The 23837-nt window shown below is 68.0% G+C and carries 26 protein-coding genes; 2 read left to right on the forward strand and 24 right to left on the reverse strand.

All coding sequences use genetic code 11. The annotated features are described in order from the left end of the window. Positions 1 to 10: 10 nt before the first annotated feature. The 20 genes from rpsH to rpsL all read right to left on the reverse strand — a co-directional run bounded on the left by rpsH (position 11) and on the right by rpsL (position 12117). The gene (rpsH, locus tag ACQPYE_RS37790; protein WP_498717898.1) at positions 11 to 409 is read right to left on the reverse strand and encodes a 30S ribosomal protein S8; all 399 of its coding nucleotides are present in this window, start codon (positions 407 to 409) and stop codon (positions 11 to 13) included. 126 nt (positions 410 to 535) lie between these two features. Further along, complete coding sequence (locus tag ACQPYE_RS37795) at positions 536 to 721, reverse strand: type Z 30S ribosomal protein S14 (protein WP_053715226.1); 186 nt, start codon at positions 719 to 721, stop codon at positions 536 to 538. A 2-nt stretch (positions 722 to 723) separates the two neighbouring features. Continuing rightward, positions 724 to 1287, reverse strand: a complete 564-nt coding sequence (gene rplE / locus ACQPYE_RS37800) for a 50S ribosomal protein L5 (protein ID WP_498717899.1) — start codon at positions 1285 to 1287, stop codon at positions 724 to 726. After that, positions 1287 to 1601 (reverse strand): 50S ribosomal protein L24, encoded by a 315-nt coding sequence (rplX, locus tag ACQPYE_RS37805; RefSeq protein WP_123745277.1) that lies wholly within the window; start codon positions 1599 to 1601, stop codon positions 1287 to 1289. Before rplX ends, rplE begins: the two co-directional genes overlap by 1 nt. Before the next feature lie 2 nt (positions 1602 to 1603). Continuing rightward, positions 1604 to 1972, reverse strand: coding sequence for a 50S ribosomal protein L14 (rplN, locus tag ACQPYE_RS37810; protein ID WP_498717900.1), 369 nt, complete (start codon positions 1970 to 1972; stop codon positions 1604 to 1606). 67 nt (positions 1973 to 2039) lie between these two features. Next, on the reverse strand, positions 2040 to 2321 hold the full coding sequence (gene rpsQ / locus ACQPYE_RS37815) for a 30S ribosomal protein S17 (RefSeq protein WP_498717901.1): 282 nt from the start codon (positions 2319 to 2321) through the stop codon (positions 2040 to 2042). Beyond that, positions 2318 to 2566 (reverse strand): 50S ribosomal protein L29, encoded by a 249-nt coding sequence (rpmC, locus tag ACQPYE_RS37820; RefSeq protein WP_033428581.1) that lies wholly within the window; start codon positions 2564 to 2566, stop codon positions 2318 to 2320. Before rpmC ends, rpsQ begins: the two co-directional genes overlap by 4 nt. Further along, complete coding sequence (rplP, locus tag ACQPYE_RS37825) at positions 2566 to 2985, reverse strand: 50S ribosomal protein L16 (protein WP_123745275.1); 420 nt, start codon at positions 2983 to 2985, stop codon at positions 2566 to 2568. Before rplP ends, rpmC begins: the two co-directional genes overlap by 1 nt. 3 nt (positions 2986 to 2988) lie before the next feature. Further along, positions 2989 to 3807 (reverse strand): 30S ribosomal protein S3, encoded by an 819-nt coding sequence (rpsC, locus tag ACQPYE_RS37830; RefSeq protein ID WP_053715231.1) that lies wholly within the window; start codon positions 3805 to 3807, stop codon positions 2989 to 2991. Next, positions 3807 to 4223, reverse strand: a complete 417-nt coding sequence (rplV, locus tag ACQPYE_RS37835; protein WP_053715232.1) for a 50S ribosomal protein L22 — start codon at positions 4221 to 4223, stop codon at positions 3807 to 3809. The genes rpsC and rplV overlap by 1 nt, the downstream gene beginning before the upstream one ends. Positions 4224 to 4258: 35 nt before the next feature. Beyond that, positions 4259 to 4540: a 30S ribosomal protein S19 gene (gene rpsS / locus ACQPYE_RS37840; protein WP_033436717.1), complete on the reverse strand. Its 282-nt coding sequence runs from the start codon at positions 4538 to 4540 to the stop codon at positions 4259 to 4261. Between the two features lie 18 nt (positions 4541 to 4558). Then, on the reverse strand, positions 4559 to 5395 hold the full coding sequence (gene rplB, locus ACQPYE_RS37845; RefSeq protein WP_077011035.1) for a 50S ribosomal protein L2: 837 nt from the start codon (positions 5393 to 5395) through the stop codon (positions 4559 to 4561). Between the two features lie 22 nt (positions 5396 to 5417). Beyond that, positions 5418 to 5717 carry a 50S ribosomal protein L23 gene (gene rplW / locus ACQPYE_RS37850; RefSeq protein WP_053715234.1) on the reverse strand — a complete coding sequence of 100 codons (300 nt, stop codon included), beginning with the start codon at positions 5715 to 5717 and terminating at the stop codon, positions 5418 to 5420. Then, the gene (gene rplD / locus ACQPYE_RS37855; protein ID WP_498717902.1) at positions 5714 to 6406 is read right to left on the reverse strand and encodes a 50S ribosomal protein L4; all 693 of its coding nucleotides are present in this window, start codon (positions 6404 to 6406) and stop codon (positions 5714 to 5716) included. Before rplD ends, rplW begins: the two co-directional genes overlap by 4 nt. A gap of 2 nt (positions 6407 to 6408) precedes the next feature. After that, on the reverse strand, positions 6409 to 7059 hold the full coding sequence (gene rplC, locus ACQPYE_RS37860; RefSeq protein WP_498717903.1) for a 50S ribosomal protein L3: 651 nt from the start codon (positions 7057 to 7059) through the stop codon (positions 6409 to 6411). A gap of 52 nt (positions 7060 to 7111) precedes the next feature. Continuing rightward, positions 7112 to 7417, reverse strand: a complete 306-nt coding sequence (gene rpsJ / locus ACQPYE_RS37865) for a 30S ribosomal protein S10 (protein WP_003938093.1) — start codon at positions 7415 to 7417, stop codon at positions 7112 to 7114. Positions 7418 to 7744: 327 nt separating this feature from the next. Further along, complete coding sequence (gene tuf, locus ACQPYE_RS37870; RefSeq protein ID WP_498717904.1) at positions 7745 to 8938, reverse strand: elongation factor Tu; 1194 nt, start codon at positions 8936 to 8938, stop codon at positions 7745 to 7747. A 139-nt stretch (positions 8939 to 9077) separates the two neighbouring features. Then, positions 9078 to 11180 (reverse strand): elongation factor G, encoded by a 2103-nt coding sequence (fusA, locus tag ACQPYE_RS37875; RefSeq protein WP_498717905.1) that lies wholly within the window; start codon positions 11178 to 11180, stop codon positions 9078 to 9080. Between the two features lie 92 nt (positions 11181 to 11272). Then, positions 11273 to 11743 (reverse strand): 30S ribosomal protein S7, encoded by a 471-nt coding sequence (rpsG, locus tag ACQPYE_RS37880; protein WP_184925513.1) that lies wholly within the window; start codon positions 11741 to 11743, stop codon positions 11273 to 11275. After that, positions 11743 to 12117: a 30S ribosomal protein S12 gene (gene rpsL, locus ACQPYE_RS37885; protein ID WP_030473471.1), complete on the reverse strand. Its 375-nt coding sequence runs from the start codon at positions 12115 to 12117 to the stop codon at positions 11743 to 11745. The genes rpsG and rpsL overlap by 1 nt, the downstream gene beginning before the upstream one ends. Positions 12118 to 12663: 546 nt before the next feature. Here rpsL and ACQPYE_RS37890 point away from each other — a divergent pair. Together ACQPYE_RS37890 and ACQPYE_RS37895 are read left to right on the forward strand one after the other, a co-directional pair. Continuing rightward, positions 12664 to 13533, forward strand: coding sequence for a phosphotransferase (locus ACQPYE_RS37890; protein WP_498717906.1), 870 nt, complete (start codon positions 12664 to 12666; stop codon positions 13531 to 13533). 38 nt (positions 13534 to 13571) lie between these two features. Beyond that, positions 13572 to 13871 carry a TFIIB-type zinc ribbon-containing protein gene (locus tag ACQPYE_RS37895; protein WP_360464696.1) on the forward strand — a complete coding sequence of 100 codons (300 nt, stop codon included), beginning with the start codon at positions 13572 to 13574 and terminating at the stop codon, positions 13869 to 13871. Between the two features lie 351 nt (positions 13872 to 14222). On the opposite strand, the gene ACQPYE_RS37900 is transcribed toward ACQPYE_RS37895, so the two are convergent. The 4 genes from ACQPYE_RS37900 to ACQPYE_RS37915 form a co-directional block, all read right to left on the reverse strand. Then, complete coding sequence (locus ACQPYE_RS37900; protein ID WP_498717907.1) at positions 14223 to 18119, reverse strand: DNA-directed RNA polymerase subunit beta'; 3897 nt, start codon at positions 18117 to 18119, stop codon at positions 14223 to 14225. Between the two features lie 115 nt (positions 18120 to 18234). Beyond that, positions 18235 to 21717, reverse strand: coding sequence for a DNA-directed RNA polymerase subunit beta (gene rpoB, locus ACQPYE_RS37905; protein WP_498717908.1), 3483 nt, complete (start codon positions 21715 to 21717; stop codon positions 18235 to 18237). A 469-nt stretch (positions 21718 to 22186) separates the two neighbouring features. After that, entirely contained in the window at positions 22187 to 23308 is a 1122-nt protein-coding gene (locus ACQPYE_RS37910) for a hypothetical protein (protein ID WP_498717909.1), read from the reverse strand. Between the two features lie 9 nt (positions 23309 to 23317). Beyond that, the gene (locus tag ACQPYE_RS37915; protein WP_498717910.1) at positions 23318 to 23830 is read right to left on the reverse strand and encodes an Rv1363c family protein; all 513 of its coding nucleotides are present in this window, start codon (positions 23828 to 23830) and stop codon (positions 23318 to 23320) included. Positions 23831 to 23837 lie beyond the last annotated feature (7 nt).

Raw genomic sequence — 23837 nt, forward strand, 5'->3', positions numbered from 1 at the left:
TCCCCCTTCCTCACCAGACGTAGGCGAGGACTTCTCCGCCCACGCCTGACTTGTTGGCCTGGCGGTCGGTCAGAAGACCACCAGAGGTCGAAATGATCGCGACGCCCAGACCGCCCAGCACCTTCGGCAGGTTGGTCGACTTCGCGTACACGCGCAGGCCCGGCTTCGACACGCGGCGGAGGCCGGCGATGCTGCGCTCCCGGTTCGGGCCGTACTTCAGCTCGATCACCAGGTTCTTGGCCACGTCGCCCGGCTCATCGCGGTAGCTCGCGATGTAACCCTCGCGCTTGAGGATCTCGGCGATGTTGGCCTTCAACTTCGAGTGCGGCATCACGACCTTGTCGTGGTAAGCCGAGTTCGCGTTCCGCAGACGCGTCAACATGTCTGCGATCGGGTCGGTCATCGTCATGGTGACCTGGTCAACCTTTCTCGCTGCGGTTCCCCAGCCAGGGTCCGAGCCTGCCTTGCGGCCGGCTGGTCGTGGACGGGCCTACAGCGAAGTGATGAGACTAGAAAACCTGCCGCCGAGCCGGACTTACCAGCTGGACTTGCTCACACCGGGCAGCTCGCCCCGGTGCGCCATCTCGCGGAGGCAGATCCGGCACAGGCCGAACTTGCGGAACACCGAGTGCGGGCGACCGCAACGCTGGCAGCGGGTGTAACCCCGCACCTTGAACTTCGGCTTGGCCGCGGCCTTGTTGATCAGCGCCTTCTTGGCCATGATCAGTTCTCCTTGAACGGGAAGCCCAGGAGCTTCAGCAGCGCCCGGCCCTCTTCGTCGTTGGTCGCGGTCGTCACCACGGTGATGTCCATACCGCGGGGGCGGTCGATGGCGTCCGGGTCGATCTCGTGGAACATCGACTGCTCGTTGAGGCCGAACGTGTAGTTCCCGTTGCCGTCGAACTGCTTGCCCGACAGACCGCGGAAGTCGCGGATGCGCGGCAGCGCGATCGTCAGCAGGCGGTCCAGGAACTCCCACATGCGGTCGCCGCGCAGCGTGACGCGCGCGCCGATCGGCATGCCCTCGCGCAGCTTGAACTGCGCGATGGACTTGCGGGCCCGGCGGACCTCGGGGCGCTGACCGGTGATGATCGAGAGGTCCTTGACGGCGCCCTCGATCAGCTTGCCGTCACGGGCGGCGTCGCCGACACCCATGTTGACGACGACCTTCACCACGCCCGGGATCTGCATGACGTTCGCGTACTCGAACTGCTCGCGCAGCGAGGTGACGATCTCCTCGCGGTAGCGGGCCTTGAGCCGCGGCAGGGTCTTCTCAACGGTGGTCATCAGATGTCCTTCCCGTTACGACGGGAAATGCGGACCCGCTTGCCCTCGTCGTTCGTCCGGTAGCCCACACGGGTCGGCTTGCCGTCCGCGTCGACCACCATCACGTTGGACACGTGGATGGAGGCTTCCTGCGTGACGATGCCGCCCGACTGCGCGCCGCGCTCGGTCTGCGAGATCCGGGTGTGCTTCTTGATGCGGTTGACGCCCTCGACCAAGACGCGGTTCTCAGCGGGGTAGGCCATGATGACCTTGCCGCGAGCACCCTTGTCCTTGCCGGCGATTACGACGACAGTGTCGCCCTTCTTCACCTTCATGGTCAGAGCACCTCCGGCGCCAACGAGATGATCTTCATGAACTTCTTGTCGCGCAGCTCTCGACCGACCGGGCCGAAGATGCGGGTGCCCCGCGGCTCGTTGTCGTTCTTGATGAGGACCGCGGCGTTCTCGTCGAACCGGATGTAAGAGCCGTCGGGACGGCGCTTCTCCTTCACGGTCCGGACGATGACCGCCTTGACGACGTCGCCCTTCTTGACACCGGCGCCGGGCATGGCCTGCTTCACCGTCGCGACGATGATGTCGCCGATGCCCGCGTAGCGGCGGCCCGAGCCACCGAGAACACGGATGCAGAGGATTTCCTTCGCACCGGTGTTGTCGGCGACGCGCAGCCGCGACTCCTGTTGGATCACTTACCTGCTCCTTGACCATTCCTGGCCCGCCAGATTTCCGACCTGACGGGCTCGGTCGTACGACTGGCTACTTGGCCTTCTCGAGGACCTGCACGAGGCGCCAGCGCTTGGTGGCCGACAGCGGCCGCGTCTCCATCAGCAGGACGCGGTCGCCGACGCCGGCGGTGTTCTCCTCGTCGTGCGCCTTCACCTTGGTGGTGGAGCGCATGACCTTCGAGTACCGACGGTGCTTCTTGCGGTCCTCGACCGCCACCACGATCGTCTTGTCCATCTTGTCGGACACGACGAGTCCTTCGCGGACCTTGCGGTCGTTGCGAACCTCGGTGGTCACTTCGTTGTTCTCGCTCATGCCGCACCCTCACCAGTGGAAACCGCGTCGGGAGAGGCCGAGAGGCCCAGCTCCCGTTCCCGCATCACGGTGTAGATCCGGGCGATCTCGTGCCGGACCGTGCGCAGGCGGCGGTTGTTGTCGAGCTGCCCGGTGGCCATCTGGAAGCGGAGGTTGAACAGCTCCTCCTTCGCCTCCCTCAGGCGCAGCACGAGCTCTTCCTCGGTGAGCTCGCGCAGCTCGGAAGCGGTGGTACCCGCTGCCATCAGAACTCACCACCCTCACGCGTAACGATGCGGCACTTCATCGGGAGCTTGTGGATCGCGCGGCGGAGCGCCTCGCGGGCCACGGCCTCGTTCGGGAAGCTCATCTCGAAGAGCACCCGACCCGGCTTGATGTTGGCCACCCACCACTCCGGCGAACCCTTGCCGGAACCCATGCGGGTCTCGGCCGGCTTCTTGGTCAGCGGGCGGTCCGGGAAGATGTTGATCCAGACCTTGCCACCACGGCGGATGTGCCGGGTGATCGCGATACGAGCCGACTCGATCTGCCGGTTGGTCACGTAGGCGGGCTCCAGAGCCTGGATGCCGAACTCGCCGAAGGTGACCCTCGTGCCGCCCTTGGCAGCACCGGACCGTCCGGGGTGGTGCTGCTTGCGGTGCTTAACCCTGCGCGGGATGAGCACGACTCAGCCCTCCGTCTTCTCTTCGGTCGGCGCGGCGGCCTGGTCGCCCGCAGCGGCCCGGCCGGCCTCGGTGCTCGTCGCGGTGGTGCCGCTGGCGCCGGAACGACGCGCCCGGTTCGGGCGGTCGGCACGGTCGCGGCGAGGTGCGCGGTCGGCCGCGGGAGCGGCGTCACGCTCACGCTTGGCGCTGATGCCACCGACGATGTCGCCCTTGTAGATCCACACCTTCACGCCGATCCGGCCGAACGTGGTGCGGGCCTCGAAGAAGCCGTAGTCGATGTCGGCGCGCAGCGTGTGCAGCGGAACGCGGCCATCGCGGTAGTGCTCGGAGCGGGACATCTCGGCGCCGCCGAGACGGCCGCCGCACTGCACGCGGATGCCCTTCACCTGGGGCGAGCGCATGGCCGACTGGATGGCCTTGCGCATCGCGCGGCGGAACGCCACGCGGTTGGACAGCTGCTCGGCCACGCCCTGCGCGACGAGCTGCGCGTCCGACTCGGGGCTCTTCACCTCGAGGATGTTGAGCTGCACCTGCTTCTTGGTGAGCTTCTCCAGCTCACCGCGGATGCGGTCGGCCTCGGCGCCGCGGCGGCCGATGACGATGCCCGGCCGGGCGGTGTGGATGTCGACGCGAACCCGGTCCCGGGTGCGCTCGATCTCCACCTTGGAGATGCCGGCCCGCTCCATGCCCTTGGAGAGCAGCTTGCGGATCTTGACATCCTCGGCCACGTACTCCGCGTACTGCTTGTCGGCGTACCAGCGGGACTTCCAGTCCGTGGTGATACCAAGTCGGAAGCCGTGCGGGTTGATTTTCTGGCCCACTACCGAGCCCCCTTCCTGTCAGCGCCGGCCTTCGCGCTGGTCTTCTTCGGACGGCTCTCCACCTCGACGGTGATGTGGCTCGTCCGCTTGCGGATCCGGTAGGCGCGGCCCTGGGCGCGCGGGCGGAACCGCTTGAGGGTCGGGCCCTCGTCCACGTAGACCTTCGACACCCACAGGGTGTCGGGGTCGAGGGACAGGTTGTTCTCGGCGTTGGCCACGGCGCTCTGCAGCACCTTGCGGACCGGCTCAGATGCCGCCTGCGGCGCGAACTGGAGCACGGCCAGGGCCTCGCTGGCGCTACGACCCCTGATGAGCTCGACGACGCGACGCACCTTCATGGGCGTGTCACGGACGTAGCGAGCCCGAGCCACGGCGCGCGGGAACTCCGGCGCTTCGGCTTCGTTACGGGCGTTCATCGCTGCTTCCCCTTGCTCTTCCTCTAGTTCGTCGCCTAGCGACGGCGCGACTTCCGGTCGTCCTTGATGTGGCCCTTGAACGTGCGGGTCGGGGCGAACTCGCCGAGCTTGTGCCCGACCATCGCCTCCGAGACGAACACCGGCACGTGCTTGCGGCCGTCGTGCACCGCGATCGTGTGGCCCAACATGTCGGGGATGATCGTCGACCGGCGGGACCAGGTCTTGATGACGGTCTTCTTGCCCGACTCGTTGAGGACGTCCACCTTCTTGAGCAGGTGGTCGTCCACGAAGGGGCCCTTCTTAAGGCTGCGAGGCATCCTTCACTCCCTCCCTGCTCAGCGCTTCTTACCGGTGCGACGACGCCGGACGATGAGCTTGTCGCTTGGCTTGTTGCGGCGGCGCGTGCGGCCCTCGGGCTTACCGGCCGGGTTCACCGGGTGGCGACCACCGGAGGTCTTGCCCTCACCACCACCGTGCGGGTGGTCGACCGGGTTCATGGCGACACCGCGGACGGTGGGCTTCCTGCCCTTCCACCGCATGCGGCCCGCCTTGCCCCAGTTGATGTTCTGGTGCTCGGCGTTGCCGACCTCGCCGACCGTGGCGCGGCACCGGACGTCCACGTTGCGGATCTCGCCCGAGGGCATCCGCAGCTGGGCGTAGGGGCCGTCCTTGGCGACGAGCTGCACGCTGGCGCCGGCGGACCGGGCGATCTTCGCGCCGCCGCCGGGGCGGAGCTCGATCGCGTGGATCACCGTGCCGACCGGGATGTTGCGCAGCGGCAGGTTGTTGCCCGGCTTGATGTCGGCCTTCGGGCCGTTCTCCACCATGTCGCCCTGCTGCAACTTCGACGGGGCGATGATGTAGCGCTTCTCGCCGTCGAGGTAGTGCAGCAGCGCGATGCGCGCGGTGCGGTTGGGGTCGTACTCGATGTGAGCGACCTTGGCCGGCACGCCGTCCTTGTCGGTGCGGCGGAAGTCGATGAGGCGGTAAGCCCGCTTGTGGCCGCCGCCCTTGTGCCGCGTCGTGATCTTGCCCGAGGCGTTGCGGCCACCACGGCCGTGCAGCGGGCGGACCAGCGACTTCTCCGGCGTCGTCCGAGTGATCTCGGCGAAGTCGGAGACGCTCGCACCGCGACGACCGGGGGTCGTCGGCTTGTACTTGCGAATGCCCATCTCTACGCAGTCCTCGTCGTCATCAGGCGGCCGGGCCGCCGAAGATCTCGATCGGCTTGCTCTCGGCGGACAGCGTCACGATGGCGCGCTTGGTGTCCTTGCGCTTGCCATAACCGGTCCGGGTCCGCTTGCGCTTGCCCTGGCGGTTGAGCGTGTTGACGCTGACGACCTTGACGCCGAAGACCTTCTCCACGGCAATCTTGATCTGGGTCTTGTTCGAGCCGGGAGCCACCACGAAGGTGTACTTGTTCTCCTCGAGCAGCCCGTAGGACTTCTCGGAGATGACCGGCGCGAGCAGGATGTCCCGGTGGTCGGGGATCACTTCGCGGCCTCCTCGTCGACCTCGGACGACTCGGCGGTGGCCTCGGCGGAGCCCTGCCCGTGCTGGGCCTTGCTCGCCAGGAACACGTCGAGCGCGTCCTTGGTGAACACCACGTCGTCGTTGACCAGCACGTCGTAGGTGTTGAGCTGGTCCGGCGCGATGATGTGCACGTGCGGCAGATTGCGCAGGCTGACCCACGAAACCTCGTCGGTGCGCAGCAGCACGGCCAGCACGCGACGGGCCTCGGTCACCGACTCCAGCACCTTGCGGGCCGTCTTGGTCGACGGCGTGTCGCCCCCGACGAAGCTCGACACCACGTGCACCTGCTCGGCGCGCGCCCGGTCGGAGAGGGCGCCCCGCAGAGCAGCCGCCTTCATCTTCTTGGGGGTGCGCTGGCTGTAGTCACGCGGCTGGGGGCCGTGGACGACGCCACCACCGGCGAACTGCGGCGCGCGGGTCGAGCCCTGACGGGCGCGGCCGGTGCCCTTCTGCCGGTACGGCTTCTTGCCACCGCCGCGGACTTCGCCGCGGGTCTTGGTCGAGTGCGTGCCCTGGCGGGCCGCGGCCAGCTGGGCCACGACGACCTGGTGCAGCAGGGCCACGTTCGCCTGCGCGTCGAAGATCGCGGCGGGCAGCTCGACGGAGCCGTCGGCCTTGCCCTCCGGGGTGCGGATCTCAACGGAAGTCATGATCAGGCACCACCCTTCGCAGCGGTCTTGATGAACACGGTGCCGCCCTTGGGACCGGGCACGGCGCCCTTGATGAGCAGGAGGCCGGACTCGGCGTCCACGCGGTGCACCTTGAGGTTCTGGGTGGTCACCCGCTCGTGGCCCATCCGACCCGCCATCCGCAGGCCCTTGAACACGCGACCGGGCGTGGCGCAACCGCCGATGGAACCCGGCGAGCGGTGCTTGCGCTGCGTGCCGTGGCTCGCGCCGAGGCCCTTGAACCCGTGGCGCTTCATGACACCCGCGGTGCCCTTGCCCTTGCTGGTGCCGACCACGTCGACCACCACGCCGGCCTCGAAGACCTCAGCGGTGATTTCCTGGCCGACCGTGTACTCGGACGCATCCGTGGTGCGCAGCTCCGCCAGGTGGCGGCGGGGCGTGACGCCCGCCTTGGCGTAGTGGCCCGCGACGGGCTTGTTGACCTTGCGCGGGTCGATCGCGCCGAAGGCCAGCTGCACGGCCGAGTAGCCGTCGATTTCCTGGGTCCGAACCTGGGTTACCACGTTCGGCTCGGCCTTGACGACGGTCACCGGAACGATCCGGTTGTTCTCGTCGAAGACCTGAGTCATGCCGAGCTTGGTGCCCAGGAGGCCCTTAACCTGCCTGTCAGACATGGGTCTCGTTACTCTCCGCCCCAAATGGGATCAACACTGCCGCGTCCAACGCTTACTGGATGTTGACGTCGACGCTCGCCGGCAGGTCGATGCGCATGAGCGCGTCCACCGTCTTCGGCGTCGGGTCGAGGATGTCGATCAGACGCTTGTGCGTGCGCATCTCGAAGTGCTCGCGCGAGTCCTTGTACTTGTGCGGCGAGCGGATGACGCAGTAAACGTTCTTCTCAGTGGGCAGCGGCACAGGCCCGACGACCCGAGCGCCGGTGCGCGTCACGGTCTCGACGATCTTGCGCGCGGACGCGTCGATCGCCTCGTGGTCGTAGGCCTTGAGCCGGATGCGGATCTTCTGTCCCGCCATGATGGCTTGCCGTTCCTCTGCTTCTAGTACCGCTGCGGTGCGGGCACCTTGCACGAGGTCACGGGACCTCCGGCGCGCTCCGCCCCCTATTCAGGATTGACACCGAGCGGTGTCACGGTGCCCGGTCCACGCGGTCGGGCGTGTCGCGCCCCAACGCACAGACCGGTCCCACTGATGAAACCTGTGGGATTGTCTTGCTAGATCAAACCCCACTCGTGACGGGGCGGCCGAGTCCAGAACTCGAACCGGCCGCCCCGACGAGCAACCCGTCAATGGTCGCACACGCGGGTGCGCAGACCAAATCGGGGGGTGAGATTTAGAGCCAGGTCACTTGATGATCTTGGTGACCGAGCCCGCGCCGACGGTGCGGCCACCCTCGCGGATGGCGAACCGCAGGCCCTCGTCCATGGCGATCGGCTGGATCAGCTTCACGGCCATGGTCGTGGTGTCGCCCGGCATGACCATCTCGGTGCCCTCGGGGAGGGTCACGACGCCGGTCACGTCGGTGGTGCGGAAGTAGAACTGCGGGCGGTAGTTGTTGAAGAACGGCGTGTGCCGGCCACCCTCGTCCTTCGACAGGATGTAGACCTGCGCGTCGAACTCGGTGTGCGGGGTGGTGGTGCCGGGCTTGATGATCACCATGCCGCGCTCCACCTCCTCGCGCTTCACGCCACGCAGCAGCAGCGCGGCGTTGTCGCCCGCGCGGCCCTCGTCGAGGAACTTCTTGAACATCTCGATCGAGGTGACCGTCGTCTTCTTCGAGGTCTCCTTGATGCCGACGATCTCGACCTCTTCGTTGACCTTGACGATGCCGCGCTCGATGCGGCCGGTCACCACGGTGCCACGACCGGTGATGGTGAACACGTCCTCGACCGGCATCAGGAACGGGCGGTCGACCTCGCGCTCCGGCTCCGGGATGTTCTCGTCCACCGCGGCCATCAGGCCGAGCAGCGCCTTGCCCCACTCGGCGTCGCCCTCCAGCGCCTTCAGCGCGGAGACGCGGACGACCGGCAGGTCGTCACCGGGGAACTCGTACTCGGAGAGCAGCTCGCGGACCTCGAGCTCGACGAGCTCCAGGATCTCCTCGTCGTCCACCATGTCGGCCTTGTTCAGGGCCACCACGATGTAGGGCACACCGACCTGGCGGGCCAGGAGCACGTGCTCCTTGGTCTGCGGCATCGGGCCGTCGGTCGCCGCGACCACCAGGATGGCGCCGTCCATCTGCGCCGCACCGGTGATCATGTTCTTGATGTAGTCGGCGTGACCGGGGCAGTCGACGTGCGCGTAGTGCCGGTTCGCCGTCTGGTACTCGATGTGCGCGATCGAGATCGTGATGCCGCGCTGCTTCTCCTCCGGCGCCTTGTCGATCTGGTCGAACGGCGTGAAGGGGTTCAGGTCCGGGAACTCGTCGTGCAGGACCTTCGAAATCGCAGCGGTCAGCGTCGTCTTACCGTGGTCGATGTGACCAATGGTGCCGATGTTGACGTGCGGCTTCGTCCGCTCGAACTTCGCCTTCGCCACTGGAATGTCCTCCTGGACTTCTATTGCTTAGCCCGGCGGGCGGACTGCTGCCCGCCGGGCGTCACGTCAGGGTCGGTTGTGCGGACCCCGGGGCATCCCCCCGGAGAGCCCGCGTGGTGCTGCGGTGCTCCGGTTGGGGTTACTCGCCCGTAGCCTTCGCGATGATCTCCTTCGCGACGTTCGCGGGAACCTCGGCGTAGGAGTCAAAGGTCATCGAGTAGTTCGCGCGACCCTGGGTCCTGGACCGCAGGTCGCCGACATACCCGAACATCTCCGACAGCGGGACCAGCGCCTTGACGACACGGGCACCGCTGCGCTCCTCCATGGCCTGGATCTGGCCACGGCGGGAGTTCAAGTCGCCGATCACGTCGCCCATGTAGTCCTCGGGCGTGGTGACCTCGACCGCCATCAACGGCTCGAGGATCGCCGGGCTCGCCTGGCGAGCGGCTTCCTTGAGCGCCATGGAGCCCGCGATCTTGAACGCCATCTCCGACGAGTCGACCTCGTGGTAGGCGCCGTCGAGCAGCGTCAGCTTGACGCCCACCAGCGGGTAGCCCGCCAGCACGCCGTACTGCATCGCGTCCTGGGCGCCCGCGTCCACCGACGGGATGTACTCCCGCGGGATGCGGCCACCGGTGACCCCGTTGACGAACTCGTAGAGAGCGCCGTCCTCGGTCTTCTCCAGCGGCTCCAGGTCGATGAGGACCTTCGCGAACTGGCCCGAGCCACCGGTCTGCTTCTTGTGGGTGTAGGAGTACTTCTCCACCTTGCGGCGGATCGTCTCCCGGTACGCCACCTGCGGCTTGCCGATGTTGGCCTCGACCTTGAACTCGCGGCGCATGCGGTCCACCAGGATGTCCAGGTGGAGCTCGCCCATGCCGGCGATGATCGTCTGGCCGGTCTCCTGGTCGAGGTTGACCCGGAACGTCGGGTCCTCCTCGGCCAGCTTCTGGATCGCGGTGCCCAGCTTCTCCTGGTCGGCCTTCGTCTTCGGCTCGATCGCCACCTGGATGACCGGCTCGGGGAAGGTCATCGACTCCAGCACGATGGGCGACTGCGGGTCGCAGAGCGTCTCACCGGTGGTGGTGTCCTTCAGGCCGATGACGGCGTAGATGTGGCCCGCCATGGCCTCGTCGACCGGGTTCTCCTTGTTGGCGTGCATCTGGAAGATCTTCCCGATGCGCTCCTTGCGGTCCTTGGTCGAGTTGATGACCTGGGTGCCCGCGGCCACCTTGCCCGAGTAGACCCGGATGTAGGTGAGCTTGCCGAAGAAGGGGTGCGCGGCGATCTTGAACGCGAGCGCCGCGAACGGCTCGTCGGTCTTCGGCGCGCGGAAGGCCGGCGTCTCGCCGTCCTGGAGCGTGCCCTCGACCGGCGGGAGGTCCAGCGGGGCCGGCAGGTAGTCGATCACCGCGTCGAGCATGGGCTGGACGCCCTTGTTCTTGAACGCCGAGCCGCACAGCACCGGGTAGCCGGAGCGGTTCTTGACGATTGCGCGGATGCCCGTCTTGATCTGCTCGACGGAGAACTCCTCACCCGCGAGGTACATCTCCATGAGGGCGTCGTCGGTGTCGGCGACGGCCTCGACGAGCGCCTCGCGGTACTCGGCGGCCTTGTCGGCGAGGTCGGCCGGGATGTCCTCGACCGTGTAGTCCTCACCCTTCTGGACCTCGCCACGCCACGTCAGCGCGCGCATCTCGACCAGGTCGATCACGCCGATGAAGTCGCTCTCCGACCCGATCGGGAGCTGGATGGGCAGCGGCTTCGCGCCCAGGCGCTCCTGGATCGTGCGGACGGTGAAGTAGAAGTCCGCGCCGAGCTTGTCCATCTTGTTGACGAAGCAGATGCGCGGGACGTCGTACTTGGTCGCCTGGCGCCAGACCTGCTCGGACTGGGGCTCGACGCCCTCCTTGCCGTCGAACACGGCAACGGCACCGTCGAGGACGCGGAGGTTGCGCTCCACCTCGACGGTGAAGTCGACGTGGCCCGGCGTGTCGATGATGTTGATCTGGTGGTTCTTCCAGAAGCAGGTCGTCGCGGCCGACGTGATCGTGATGCCGCGCTCCTGCTCCTGCTCCATCCAGTCCATCACCGCGGCGCCGTCGTGGACCTCGCCGATCTTGTAGCTGATCCCGGTGTAGAACAGGATCCGCTCGGTCGTCGTGGTCTTGCCCGCGTCGATGTGGGCCATGATCCCGATGTTGCGGACCTTGGCCAGGTCGGTGAGCACGTCCTGTGCCACGGGTGTCTTCCCCTGTCTTGAGCTAGCTGGTAGCAGGCTCACTAGGGCTGGGAGAGCCCCACCGGTCCTCGGGGGACCGGTGGGGCGTCACATCACCAGCGGTAGTGGGCGAAGGCCTTGTTGGACTCGGCCATCTTGTGCGTGTCCTCGCGGCGCTTGACGCTCGCGCCCAGGCCGTTGCTCGCGTCGAGCAGCTCGTTCATCAGGCGCTCGATCATGGTCTTCTCACGGCGCTGCCGGGAGTAGGTGATCAGCCAGCGCAGCGCGAGCGTGGTCGAGCGGCCCGGCTTGACCTCGATCGGCACCTGGTAGGTGGCGCCACCGACGCGGCGGGACTTCACCTCGAGGGCGGGCTTGACGTTGTCCAGCGCACGCTTGAGCGTGACGACCGGGTCGGTGCCGTTCTTGTCGCGGGCGCCTTCGAGGGCGCCGTACACGATCCGCTCGGCCACCGAGCGCTTGCCGTCGACCAGCACCTTGTTGATGAGCTGGGTCACCAGCGGAGAGCTGTAGACCGGGTCGGTGATCAGCGGCCGCTTCGGGGCCGGTCCCTTGCGGGGCATCAGCTCTTCTCCTTCTTCGCGCCGTAGCGGCTGCGAGCCTGCTTACGGTTCTTCACGCCCTGCGTGTCGAGCGACCCGCGGATGATCTTGTAGCGGACACCGGGGAGGTCCTTCACACGACCGCCGCGCACGAGCACCATCGAGTGCTCCTGCAGGTTGTGGCCCTCACCGGGGATGTAAGCCGTGACCTCGATACCGCTCGTCAGCTTCACGCGGGCGACCTTGCGCAGCGCCGAGTTCGGCTTCTTGGGCGTGGTCGTGTAGACGCGGGTGCACACACCGCGCCGCTGCGGGCTGCCCTTGAGCGCCGCGGTCTTCTGCTTGGCGACCTTGTCCTGCCGACCCTTGCGGACCAGCTGCTGGATCGTTGGCATACGCCGGCTGCTTCTTCCCTTTACGTGCCCGCCGCGTGGGCGACGAGCCCTGTTTACTTGGTCCCTCTCTGCACCCGAGGTCGGGCGTGTCGCCGCCCTCGGCGGTGCCGAGAGTGCAACACAGCGCCCCAGGTCCGCAGGCGACATCCCAGGATGCCCCTACGCGTGGAGGTCACCGCGGCCGGCTTTCCAGCACCACTGGCGCGTAGGCACGCGGAGCGGCCCGACATGGGTCGGGCACGAGTACCAAAGATACCCCGCCTGGTTCCCACGGGTCAAAACGGATCCGCTGCCGCGCCTGATCGAGCGGGCACGCGACGCACGCCGATCAACCGCGGGAGTGGTGTCGTGACGGATCTCACCGCCGTCCGCTCGACGAGGCCGGCCTCGGGGCCGAAGAGCGACTCACCCGCAATCAGAACACGAACCGGGGAACGGCGCAGGTCGGCGTGACCGCCGTTTCACCCGATCGTGTACTCGATCGTGGAGGTGCGGGTCGCCGGCGGCCGTGACCCCGGGCCGGGCGGGGCCGGTCACACTGGACGGGTGAACTCCGATCTCATCGCGGGCATGGCCGCGCTGGTGGCCGCCGACACCTCGCCCGAGGTGCTCGCGGTGCGCGGCGACGTCGTGGTGGTCCGGGTCTCGGACGTGGTGCTCAAGGCGCACGAGCGGGGCACGGACCTGGAGGTGCTCACCGCGCGGCTCCGCCTGGCCGCCGACCCCAGGGTGGGCGGGCTCCTGCTCGCGCCGCGGTCGGCGCCCGCCGTGGTGCTCGGCCGGGTCGTCACGGCCTGGCCCGTGGGCACCCCCGTGCCGCAGAGCGAGCCCGAGGACCTGCCCATGGAGGCGGCGGGGCTCATGCTGGCCGCGTTGCACCGGTTCACCGCCGCCGACTTCGCGCCTCCCGTGCCCCTGGCCGGCGCCGTGCCCCGGATGGAGCGGGCGGTGCGCGACCTGGTGCTCGACACGCCGGCGGCCGACCTGGTGCGGCGGGCGTTCGCGACGTTGCCGGAGTTCGACGACGGCGGCGACACGCTCATCCACGGCGACTGGCACCTCGGCCAGCTGGTGTGGCGGGACGGGTACCGGTTGATCGACGTGGACGACCTCGGCGTCGGCGACCCGGCGTGGGACCTGGCCCGGCCCGCCGCGCTGCACGCGGCCGGTGTGCTCGACGCCGACGCGTGGGGGCGGCTGCTCGGCTCGTACCTGGACGCGGGTGGCGCGGGCGTGCCGCGTGACGACCCGTGGTCGGTGCTGGAAGCGCCCGCGCGCGCCCTGGTGGTGCAGATGGCGGCCCGTGCCCTTTCCGCTGCGCAGCGCGACGGAACGGAGTTGAACGACGCCCAGGAAGCGCTGATCGAGACCTGCGCCCGGATCGTGTCGGCACACGAACCCATTCGGCGCGGCTAATATCGGGTTCATCGCGTCAAGAGCAGGAGGCTCACACGATGCAGTGTCCCAAGTGTCATGCGAACATGCGCACCTTCGACCGCATGGGCGTGCACATCGAGCAGTGTGATGGCTGCCGCGGGGTCTTCCTCGACTACGGCGAGCTGGAGGCCATCACCAGGCTCGAGCAGCAGATGGCTCCCCCGCCGCCGCCCGTCGCGCCGCAGCCGCAGGTCCACTACGTGCAGCAGCCGGTGCAGCAGCCGGGCTGGGGCGCCGCGCCGGGCTACGGCGGTCACGGCGGCCACTACGGGCACCGGAAGCACCGCGGCCTGGGCGGGCTGTTCTTCTCGTCCTGATCTTCGTGGTGGTGGCCTCGCGCTCGTCGGTGCGGGGCCACCGTTGTCACTACCGGAAACAGGGTGGCGCTCGGTGGTGACCCGAGGAGGCCCGGCGCTGCTCGACGGCGACGACCTCGCCACCAGCCTGGCGCGGATGCACCTCGGTGAAGGACGCGCGGTTCGCTGATCACCGTCGTAGAAACGCCAGCCGCCGCCGTTCAGGCGGCCGGCCTGCGCAATGCGCCCAGGTCGCCTACGACAGGTTCCTGGGGTACGTGAGCGTTCGACTCGCGAGGCTTGAGGGTTCGACACGCGCTGAAAGGCCCCCGGAGCGGGAGGCTCCGGGGGCCTTTCAGCGGTCTAGCTGCTTCAGCGGTAGTCGCGGCCGAAGTCGTAGTCGTCCAGCGGGACCGCGGCGCCCGTGCCCGTGCCGAAGACGTCCGGCGTGTAGTAGCCGTCGTCGTAGCTCGGGATGGCGTACGCCGCCGCACGCGCTTCCTCGGTCGGCTGCACCTGGATGTTCCGGTACCGGTTGATGCCGGTGCCGGCCGGGATCAGCTTGCCGATGATCACGTTCTCCTTCAGGCCGATGAGCTTGTCCGAACGGCCGTTGATCGCGGCGTCCGTCAGGACCCTCGTCGTCTCCTGGAAGGAGGCCGCCGACAACCACGAGTCCGTGGCCAGCGACGCCTTCGTGATACCCATCAGCACCGGACGGCCGGCGGCGGGCTCGCCACCCTCGGCCACCACGGCCCGGTTGCCCGACTCGAACTCCGCGCGCTCGACCAGCGAGCCCGGCAGGAACTCGGTCGCACCCGAGTCGATGATCGTCACCCGGCGCAGCATCTGCCGGACGATGACCTCGATGTGCTTGTCGTGGATCGCCACGCCCTGGGCCCGGTAGACCTTCTGGACCTCACCCACGAGGTGCAGCTGGGCCTCGCGCGGACCCATCACGCGCAGCACCTCGTGCGGGTCGGGCGTGCCCTCCAGCAGCTGCTGGCCGACGCCCACGTGGTCGCCGTCCTGCAACGGGCCGGTGGCCGTGTTCGCGAGCCGCTGACGCTTGGACAGCTTCTCGAAGAGGATCTCCTCGGACCCGTCGTCCGGGATGAGGGTGATCTTCCAGAACCGGTCGCCGTCCTCGATGCGCACCCGGCCGTCGACGTCCGCGATGGGCGCCTTGCCCTTCGGCACGCGAGCCTCGAACAGCTCCTGCACACGGGGCAGACCGGTGGTGATGTCGTCACCGGCCACACCACCCTGGTGGAACGTGCGCATGGTCAGCTGCGTGCCGGGCTCACCGATGGACTGCGCGGCGACGATGCCGACGGCCTCGCCGACGTCGACCAGCTTGCCGGTCGCCATCGAACGGCCGTAGCAGGACGCGCACACACCGACCGCGGACTCGCAGGTCAGCACCGAGCGGACCTTGACCCTGGTCACGCCCGCCTCGACGAGCGTGGCCAGCGCCGGGTCGCCCAGGTCGTCGCTGCGGTTGAGCACCACGTTGCCGTTGGCGTCGGTGATCTCCTCGGCGATGGTCCGCGCGTACACGCTCGTCTGCGCGAACTCCGCCAGCACGACCTTGTCGCCCTGACGCTCACCGACCGTCATCTGCACGCCACGCGTGGTGCCGCAGTCGACCTCGCGGATGATGACGTCCTGCGAGACGTCCACCAGACGACGGGTCAGGTAACCCGAGTCGGCGGTGCGCAGCGCGGTGTCGGCGAGACCCTTGCGGGCGCCGTGCGTGGCGATGAAGTACTCCAGCACCGACAAGCCCTCGCGGAACGAGCTCTTGATCGGCCGCGGGATGTACTCGCCCTTCGGGTTGGTCACCAGACCACGCATACCCGCGAGCGAGCGGACCTGGGTCATGTTGCCCGCCGCGCCCGACATCACGATCATGCGGATCGAGTTGTCCTCGGGGAAGTTGGCCTCCATGACCTCGGCGACCTCTTCGGTGGCCTTGGTCCACACCTTGACCAGCTCGTTGTTGCGCTCCGTGTGGGAGAGCTGACCGCGCTGGTAGCGCTTCTCGACCGCGTCCGCGAGCTTCTCGTACTCGTCCAGGATGCCCTGCTTGGCTTCCGGCACGAGCACGTCGGAGATCGCGACCGTGACGCCCGACCGGGTGGCCCAGTAGAAACCGGCGTCCTTCAGCTTGTCCAGCGTCCGGGCGACGGTGACCATCGGGTACCGCTCGGCCAGGTCGTTGATGATCGTGGCCTGCCGCTTCTTGGGCATGACCTCGTTGATGAACGCGTAGTCCTGCGGCAGGACCTCGTTGAACAGCACGCGACCGAGGGTGGTCTCGGCCAGCCACGGCTGACCGGGCTCCCAGCCCTCCGGCTCCTGGCCCTTCGGCGGGTTCTTGTCCGTGATCCGGATCTTGACCATGGACTGCAGGCCCAGGACCTTGCGGTCGTACGCCATCTGCGCCTCGGCGGGCGAGGAGTAGGCCTGGCCCTCGCCGAGGTCACCCTTCTTGTGCCGGGTCAGGTGGTACAGGCCGGTCACCATGTCCAGACGCGGCATGGCCAGCGGCTTGCCCGACGCGGGCGAGAGGATGTTGTTCGACGACAGCATCAGCACGCGCGCCTCGGCCTGCGCCTCGGCGGACAGCGGCAGGTGGACCGCCATCTGGTCACCGTCGAAGTCGGCGTTGAACGCCTCGCAGACCAGCGGGTGCAGCTGGATGGCCTTGCCCTCGACCAGCTGCGGCTCGAAGGCCTGGATGCCCAGCCGGTGCAGCGTGGGCGCGCGGTTCAGCAGCACGGGGTGCTCGGTGATGACCTCTTCCAGCACGTCCCACACGGCGGGGCGCGCGCGCTCCACCATCCGCTTGGCGGACTTGATGTTCTGCGCGTGGTTGAGGTCGACCAGCCGCTTCATCACGAACGGCTTGAACAGCTCCAGCGCCATCTGCTTGGGCAGGCCGCACTGGTGCAGCTTCAGCTGCGGGCCGACCACGATGACCGAACGGCCCGAGTAGTCGACGCGCTTGCCGAGCAGGTTCTGGCGGAACCGGCCCTGCTTGCCCTTGAGCAGGTCGGACAGCGACTTGAGCGGCCGGTTGCCCGGACCCGTCACCGGCCGGCCGCGGCGGCCGTTGTCGAACAGCGCGTCGACGGCCTCCTGGAGCATCCGCTTCTCGTTGTTGACGATGATCTCGGGCGCGCCGAGGTCGATCAGTCGCTTGAGGCGGTTGTTCCGGTTGATGACGCGGCGGTACAGGTCGTTCAGGTCGGACGTGGCGAAGCGGCCACCGTCGAGCTGCACCATCGGGCGCAGGTCCGGCGGGATGACCGGGACGCAGTCCAGCACCATGCCCTGCGGGTTGTTGCGGGTCGCCTGGAAGGCGGCCACGACCTTCAACCGCTTGAGGGCGCGCAGCTTCTTCTGGCCCTTGCCGCTGCGGATGGTCTCGCGCAGCACGTCGGCCTCGGCGTCGACGTCGTAGTCACCCAGGAGGCGCTGGATGGCCTCGGCGCCCATGGCGCCGGTGAAGTAGTCGCCGTAGCGGTCGTACAGCTCGCGGTACAGCATCTCGTCCGCGATCAGCTGGGCGCGCTCGAGCTTGGTGAAGGTGGACCAGATCTCGTCGAGCCGGTCCAGCTCGCGCTGGGCCCGGTCGCGGAGCTGGCGCATCTCGCGCTCGCCGCCCTCCTTGACCTTGCGGCGGACGTCGGACTTGGCGCCCTCCGCCTCCAGCTCGGCCAGGTCGGCTTCCAGCTTCTGCGCGCGGGCCTCGACGTCGGCGTCACGCCGGTTCTCGACGCGCTTGCGCTCGACCTGCATCTCGTTCTCGAGCGTCGGCAGGTCGTTGTGGCGCAGCTCGGTGTTCACGCCCACGATGACGTAGGCCGCGAAGTAGATGATCTTCTCGAGGTCCTTGGGCGCCAGGTCGAGCAGGTAGCCCAACCGGCTGGGGACGCCCTTGAAGTACCAGATGTGCGTGACGGGCGCGGCCAGTTCGATGTGGCCCATCCGCTCGCGGCGCACCTTGGCGCGGGTCACCTCGACGCCGCAGCGCTCGCAGATGATGCCCTTGAAGCGGACGCGCTTGTACTTGCCGCAGTAGCACTCCCAGTCCCGCGTGGGACCGAAGATCTTCTCGCAGAACAAGCCGTCCTTCTCCGGCTTGAGCGTGCGGTAGTTGATGGTCTCGGGCTTCTTGACCTCGCCGAAGGACCACTGGCGAATGTCATCCGCGGTCGCGAGACCGATGCGAAGCTCATCGAAGAAGTTGACGTCGAGCACGTCTACTCTCTTCCCCTTTTTGGTTCGGTGCTGCTTGGGGTGCTGGTGGCTGGGTCACCGAGGGGGTTGATCCCGACTTCCGAGGGGAACAACCCCCTCGATGACCGGCGAGGAACTAGTTGACGACGTCGTCCACGGACGGCGACTCGGACCGCGACAGGTTGATGCCGAGGTTCGCGGCCGCGCGTTCGAGGTCTTCGTCGTCGCCGTCGCGCATCTCGATCGCGGCGCCGTCCGAGGACAGCACCTCGACGTTGAGGCACAGCGACTGCAGCTCCTTGAGCAGCACCTTGAAGGACTCCGGGATACCCGGTTCCGGGATGTTCTCGCCCTTGACGATGGCCTCGTAGACCTTCACGCGGCCGAGCACGTCGTCGGACTTGATCGTGAGCAGTTCCTGGAGCGTGTAGGCGGCGCCGTACGCCTGCATCGCCCAGCACTCCATCTCACCGAACCGCTGACCACCGAACTGCGCCTTACCACCCAGCGGCTGCTGCGTGATCATCGAGTACGGGCCGGTCGAGCGGGCGTGGATCTTGTCGTCGACCAGGTGCAGCAGCTTCAGGATGTACATGTAGCCGACGGACACCGGGAACGGGTACGGCTCGCCGCTGCGCCCGTCGAGGAGCACCGCCTTGCCGTTCTCCTTGACCATCCGCTCGCCGTCGCGGTTCGGGATCGTCGAGCCGAGCAGGCCCGTGATCTCGTCCTCCTTGGCGCCGTCGAAGACGGGCGTGGCGGTCTTGGTGCCGGGCTCGACGTCGTACAGCTCGGCGGGCAGGTTCTTCGCCCAGTCCGGGTCGCCGTTGATGCTCCAGCCCTGCTTGGCGATCCACCCGAGGTGGGTCTCCAGCACCTGGCCGATGTTCATACGACGCGGCACGCCGTGCGTGTTCAGCACGATGTCGACCGGGGTGCCGTCCTCGAGGAACGGCATGTCCTCGACCGGGAGGATCTTGCCGATGACGCCCTTGTTGCCGTGGCGGCCGGCGAGCTTGTCGCCGTCCTGGATCTTGCGCTTCTGGGCCACGTAGACGCGGACCAGCTCGTTCACGCCGGGGGGCAGCTCGTCGTCGTCCTCGCGGCTGAACACGCGGATGCCGATGACCTTGCCGTACTCGCCGTGCGGCACCTTCAGCGACGTGTCGCGCACCTCGCGCGCCTTCTCGCCGAAGATCGCGCGGAGCAGGCGCTCCTCCGGGGTCAGCTCGGTCTCGCCCTTGGGCGTGACCTTGCCGACCAGGATGTCGCCGGGCTGGACCTCGGCGCCGATGCGGATGATGCCGCGCTCGTCGAGGTCGGCCAGGACCTCCTCGGAGACGTTCGGGATGTCCCGGGTGATCTCCTCGGCGCCCAGCTTGGTGTCCCGCGCGTCGATCTCGTGCTCCTCGATGTGGATCGAGGTCAGGACGTCGTCCTGCACGAGGCGCTGCGACAGGATGATCGCGTCCTCGTAGTTGTGGCCCTCCCACGGCATGATCGCGACGAGCAGGTTCTTGCCCAGCGCCATCTCGCCGTTCTCGGTGCACGGGCCGTCGGCCAGCACCTGGCCCACGTGCACCCGGTCGCCCTCGTTCACGATGGGCTTCTGGTTGATGCACGTGCCCTGGTTGGACCGGCGGAACTTGTGCAGGCCGTAGGTCTGCCGCGAGCCGTCGTCGGCCATGACCGTGACGTAGTCGGCGGAGATCTCCTCCACCGCGCCGGTCTTCTTGGCCACCACGACGTCACCGGCGTCGACCGCGGCGCGCAGCTCCATGCCGGTGCCGACCAGCGGGGACTCGCTGCGCAGCAGCGGCACCGCCTGGCGCTGCATGTTCGCGCCCATCAGGGCGCGGTTCGCGTCGTCGTGCTCGAGGAACGGGATCATCGCGGTCGCGGCCGACACCATCTGCCGCGGCGAGACGTCCATGTAGTCCACGTCGGACGGGTCGATCTGCTCGACCTCGCCGCCCTTCTTGCGGACGAGGACCTTCTCCTCGAGGAAGTTGCCCTCGTCGTCGATCTTGGCGTTCGCCTGCGCCTTGACGTAGCGGTCCTCTTCGTCGGCCGTCAGGTAGTCGATCTGGTCGGTGACCCGACCGTCGACGACCTTGCGGTACGGCGTCTCGATGAAGCCGAACGGGTTGACCCGCCCGTAGGAGGACAGCGAGCCGATCAGGCCGATGTTCGGGCCTTCCGGCGTCTCGATCGGGCACATGCGGCCGTAGTGCGACGGGTGGACGTCGCGGACCTCCATGCCGGCGCGCTCACGCGACAGACCACCCGGACCCAGCGCCGACAGGCGGCGCTTGTGGGTCAGGCCCGCGAGCGGGTTGGTCTGGTCCATGAACTGCGACAGCTGGGACGTGCCGAAGAACTCCTTGATCGCCGCCACCACCGGGCGGATGTTGATCAGGGTCTGCGGCGTGATGGCCTCGACGTCCTGGGTCGTCATCCGCTCGCGGACGACGCGCTCCATCCGGGACAGTCCGACCCGGATCTGGTTCTGGATCAGCTCGCCGACGGTGCGCAGGCGGCGGTTGCCGAAGTGGTCGATGTCGTCGACCTCGACGGGCACCTCGGTCTCGCCGGGCTTCATCGTCGTCTCACCGGCGTGCAGGCGGACCAGGTACTCGATCGTCGTGACGATGTCGTCCTCGGTCAGCACGCCCGTGGAGATCGGGGAGGCCAGGCCCAGCTTCTTGTTGATCTTGTACCGGCCGACCTTCGCCAGGTCGTAGCGCTTGTCCTTGAAGAACAAGTTCTCCAGCAGCGCCTGCGCGGACTCCTTCGTCGGCGGCTCGCCCGGACGCAGCTTGCGGTAGATGTCGAGCAACGCCTCGTCGGTGCCCGCGGTGTGGTCCTTCTCCAGCGTCGTCAGCAGCGTCTCGCTGAAGGAGAAGCGCTCGCGGATCTGCTCGGTGGTCCAACCCAACGCCTTCAGCAGCACGGTCACCGGCTGGCGGCGCTTGCGGTCGATGCGGACACCCACGGTGTCGCGCTTGTCGACGTCGAACTCCAGCCAGGCACCCCGGGACGGGATGATCTTGACGCTGAAGACGTCCTTGTCGGTCGTCTTGTCGATCGCGGTGTCGTAGTAGACACCCGGCGAGCGGACGAGCTGGGAAACCACGACCCGCTCGGTGCCGTTGATGATGAACGTGCCCTTGTCGGTCATCATCGGGAAGTCACCCATGAACACCGTCTGGCTCTTGATCTCGCCAGTGGTGTGGTTGGTGAACTCCGCCGTGACGAACAACGGGGCGGCGTACGTCATGTCCTTGTCCTTGCACTCCTCGGTCGAGGCCTTGACCTCGTCGAAGCGCGGGTCGGAGAAGGAGAGCGACATCGAGCCGGAGAAGTCCTCGATCGGGGAGATCTCGTTCAAGACCTCCTCGAGGCCGCCCGTCGGCGCCTCGTCACCCTCGTCGACGCGGCGCTGGAACCACGCCTCGTCGCCGGTGAGCCATTCGAACGACTGGATCTGCAGGTCGAGCAGGTTGGGCGTCTGAAGCGGTTCGTGGATCTTCGCGAAAGAGACTCGCTTCGGCGCTCCGGGAATCCCCGACGTGGAGTTGGTCGCAGCAGTGGCCTTGGTCGCGCGAGAGATCGCCAAGATGCGTCCTTCCAGGGACAGGTAGCTGGCTAGTCAGCGGAACTAGCACGGCTGTCAAGGGTGCGGCGATGCCCGGCAATCCAGCTCTCGGCGAAGGGCAAACGGAAAGAGGGCAGCGCAAAGGAGCAGTCTAGCCACGCGCGCGGCAACTGTCGAGAGGCACCTGGAAGGACCTTTCTCGTGCTCACCGACAGAGTGACCCCGCCAACGCTCGCAGTCAAGATGCCACGCGGCGATCACTCCACTGGCGCAAGGTGCGATAACGCGGAGTTACCGCTGTGACCAGCGAAAATACATGGACGTGAGCAAGCCTGAACCTTTGGCGGGTGTTCAGACCCGAAGGTAGACGGTGCTGATTCCGTTCGGTCACGGGTCGAAAAAAGTGACGCGGATCACGTTGTGCTGAGGCTTGAAACCGGCTTGTCAGTCCTGAGTGGACGTCCGGCGAGGCCGTCCGGACGCCCACCGGTCAGCACTTGGCGGTTTCGGCCGCCTGGTCGCCGGTCTGGCCGAACATCTCCATGTTGTCGACCTTCCAGCGGCCGTCGACCTTCTGCGCGCCGACCCGCATCATCGCGATGCCGCCGCCGCTCTGGTTGTCGGTCGTGCGGGTGGTGACCTGGTCGAGGAACAGCAGCACGGTGGCGCGGTCGCCGTCGAGCGTGGTCACGCCGCTGGACACGGCCTTCACCGTGACCACGAGCTTCTGCTCGGGCGCGAGCGTGCGCACCGGGCCGAAGATCGCGTTGTACTGGCACTTGGCCTTGCCGACGAGCAGCTCGTTGGCGGCCTGTTCGGTGGCCGAGACGTCGGCGAAGTTGTAGGAGAACGCCTTCTCGACCGCCTCGCGCGCCTGGCCGGCGACCTCGGTCGTGCCCGCGCTGTCCACCAGGGCCTCGTTGTAGCCGACGTCGGCGGCCCGGCCCTGGAACCAGACGCCGAGGCCGACCAGGAGCGCGGCCAGCACGAGCAGGGAGATCGGCAGGACCAGGCCCGACCCGCCGGGGCGGGTCGAGCGGGCCGCGGGGTCGTCGTGCCGGGCGGCCCGGTCCTCGTCGTCGGGCTTCGCGTCAGGGTCGGTGTCGGTGTCGGCCAGGACGCTGGGCGCGACGGCCTCGCCGGTGCGCCTGCGGCGGCCGGTCGGGCGGGGGCGGGGCGCGGGCTCGACGGCCTCGGTCTCGGTCTCGTCACCCTCGTCGCCCTCGTCGTCCTCGCGGGGCTCGATCAGGCCCGTGACCTCGGCCGAACGCATGACGTCGCGGTCGGAGGGCAAGGTGTCGGCGCGGTCGGCACCCGACCGGGCAGCGGACGACTGGTCGGCGTCCGATCCAGCGCGCGACCCGTCGGCGGCGGTCGATCCGGCCGCGGTCGGTTCACCCGCGGTCGGACCAGAGGCGGTCGGTTCGGTGTCCGCGCGTTCGGGGCGCGTGTCCTCGTCCGGCGCGGTCGCGGGGGCGGCAACCCCGGTGTCGGTCTCGGGAGCGGCGGGAGCGGCGCCCGGCTCGGGGCGTTTGCGCAGGCCGGCGACGCGAGGCCGGGTGGTCGGCGTGGTCGGGACCGGGCGGCGGCGGGACGGTGGCACTGACGTCATCTCCTCGGTTCACGCGCCGCCGGCGGCGACCGGCCCCAGCGCGCTGAGCTTCCAACCGGCGTCGGTGCGGGCCAGGTCCGTCTGGTACCGGTTGACCTTCTTCACCGCCTGTCCGCCCTCCGGCGTCACCGTGGTCTCCACGACCGCGATCAGGTGCGCCTTCCCGGCCCGGGCGTCGAGCTCCGTGACGGACGCGTCCAGCACCCGGCTCACGGTCACCGTCCTGGCGTCCTCGATCTGCTTCTTGCGGTTGGCCCGGCCGTCCTCGATCTCGGCGCGCAGCTCACCGGTGGACGAGTCCAGCCACCGGTCCAGGTCCTCGTCCACCTTCTTGTAGTCGAGGGTGGTGAAGTTCGCGATCCCGACCTGCCCGACCCGCAGCACCTCGTCCCGCTCGCGCGAGAACGCCACCGAGTCGTTGGACGACGCGCTCCACCACGACACCCCCGCCCACACCGCGTAGCCGGCGGCGAGCACCGCGAGCACGGCCGCGACCGGCAGCGTCCAACGTCGAACGTCCATCCGTCCC

It is taken from the genome of Actinosynnema sp. CA-299493 (genome assembly GCF_050946825.1).
GTDB lineage: Bacteria > Actinomycetota > Actinomycetes > Mycobacteriales > Pseudonocardiaceae > Actinosynnema.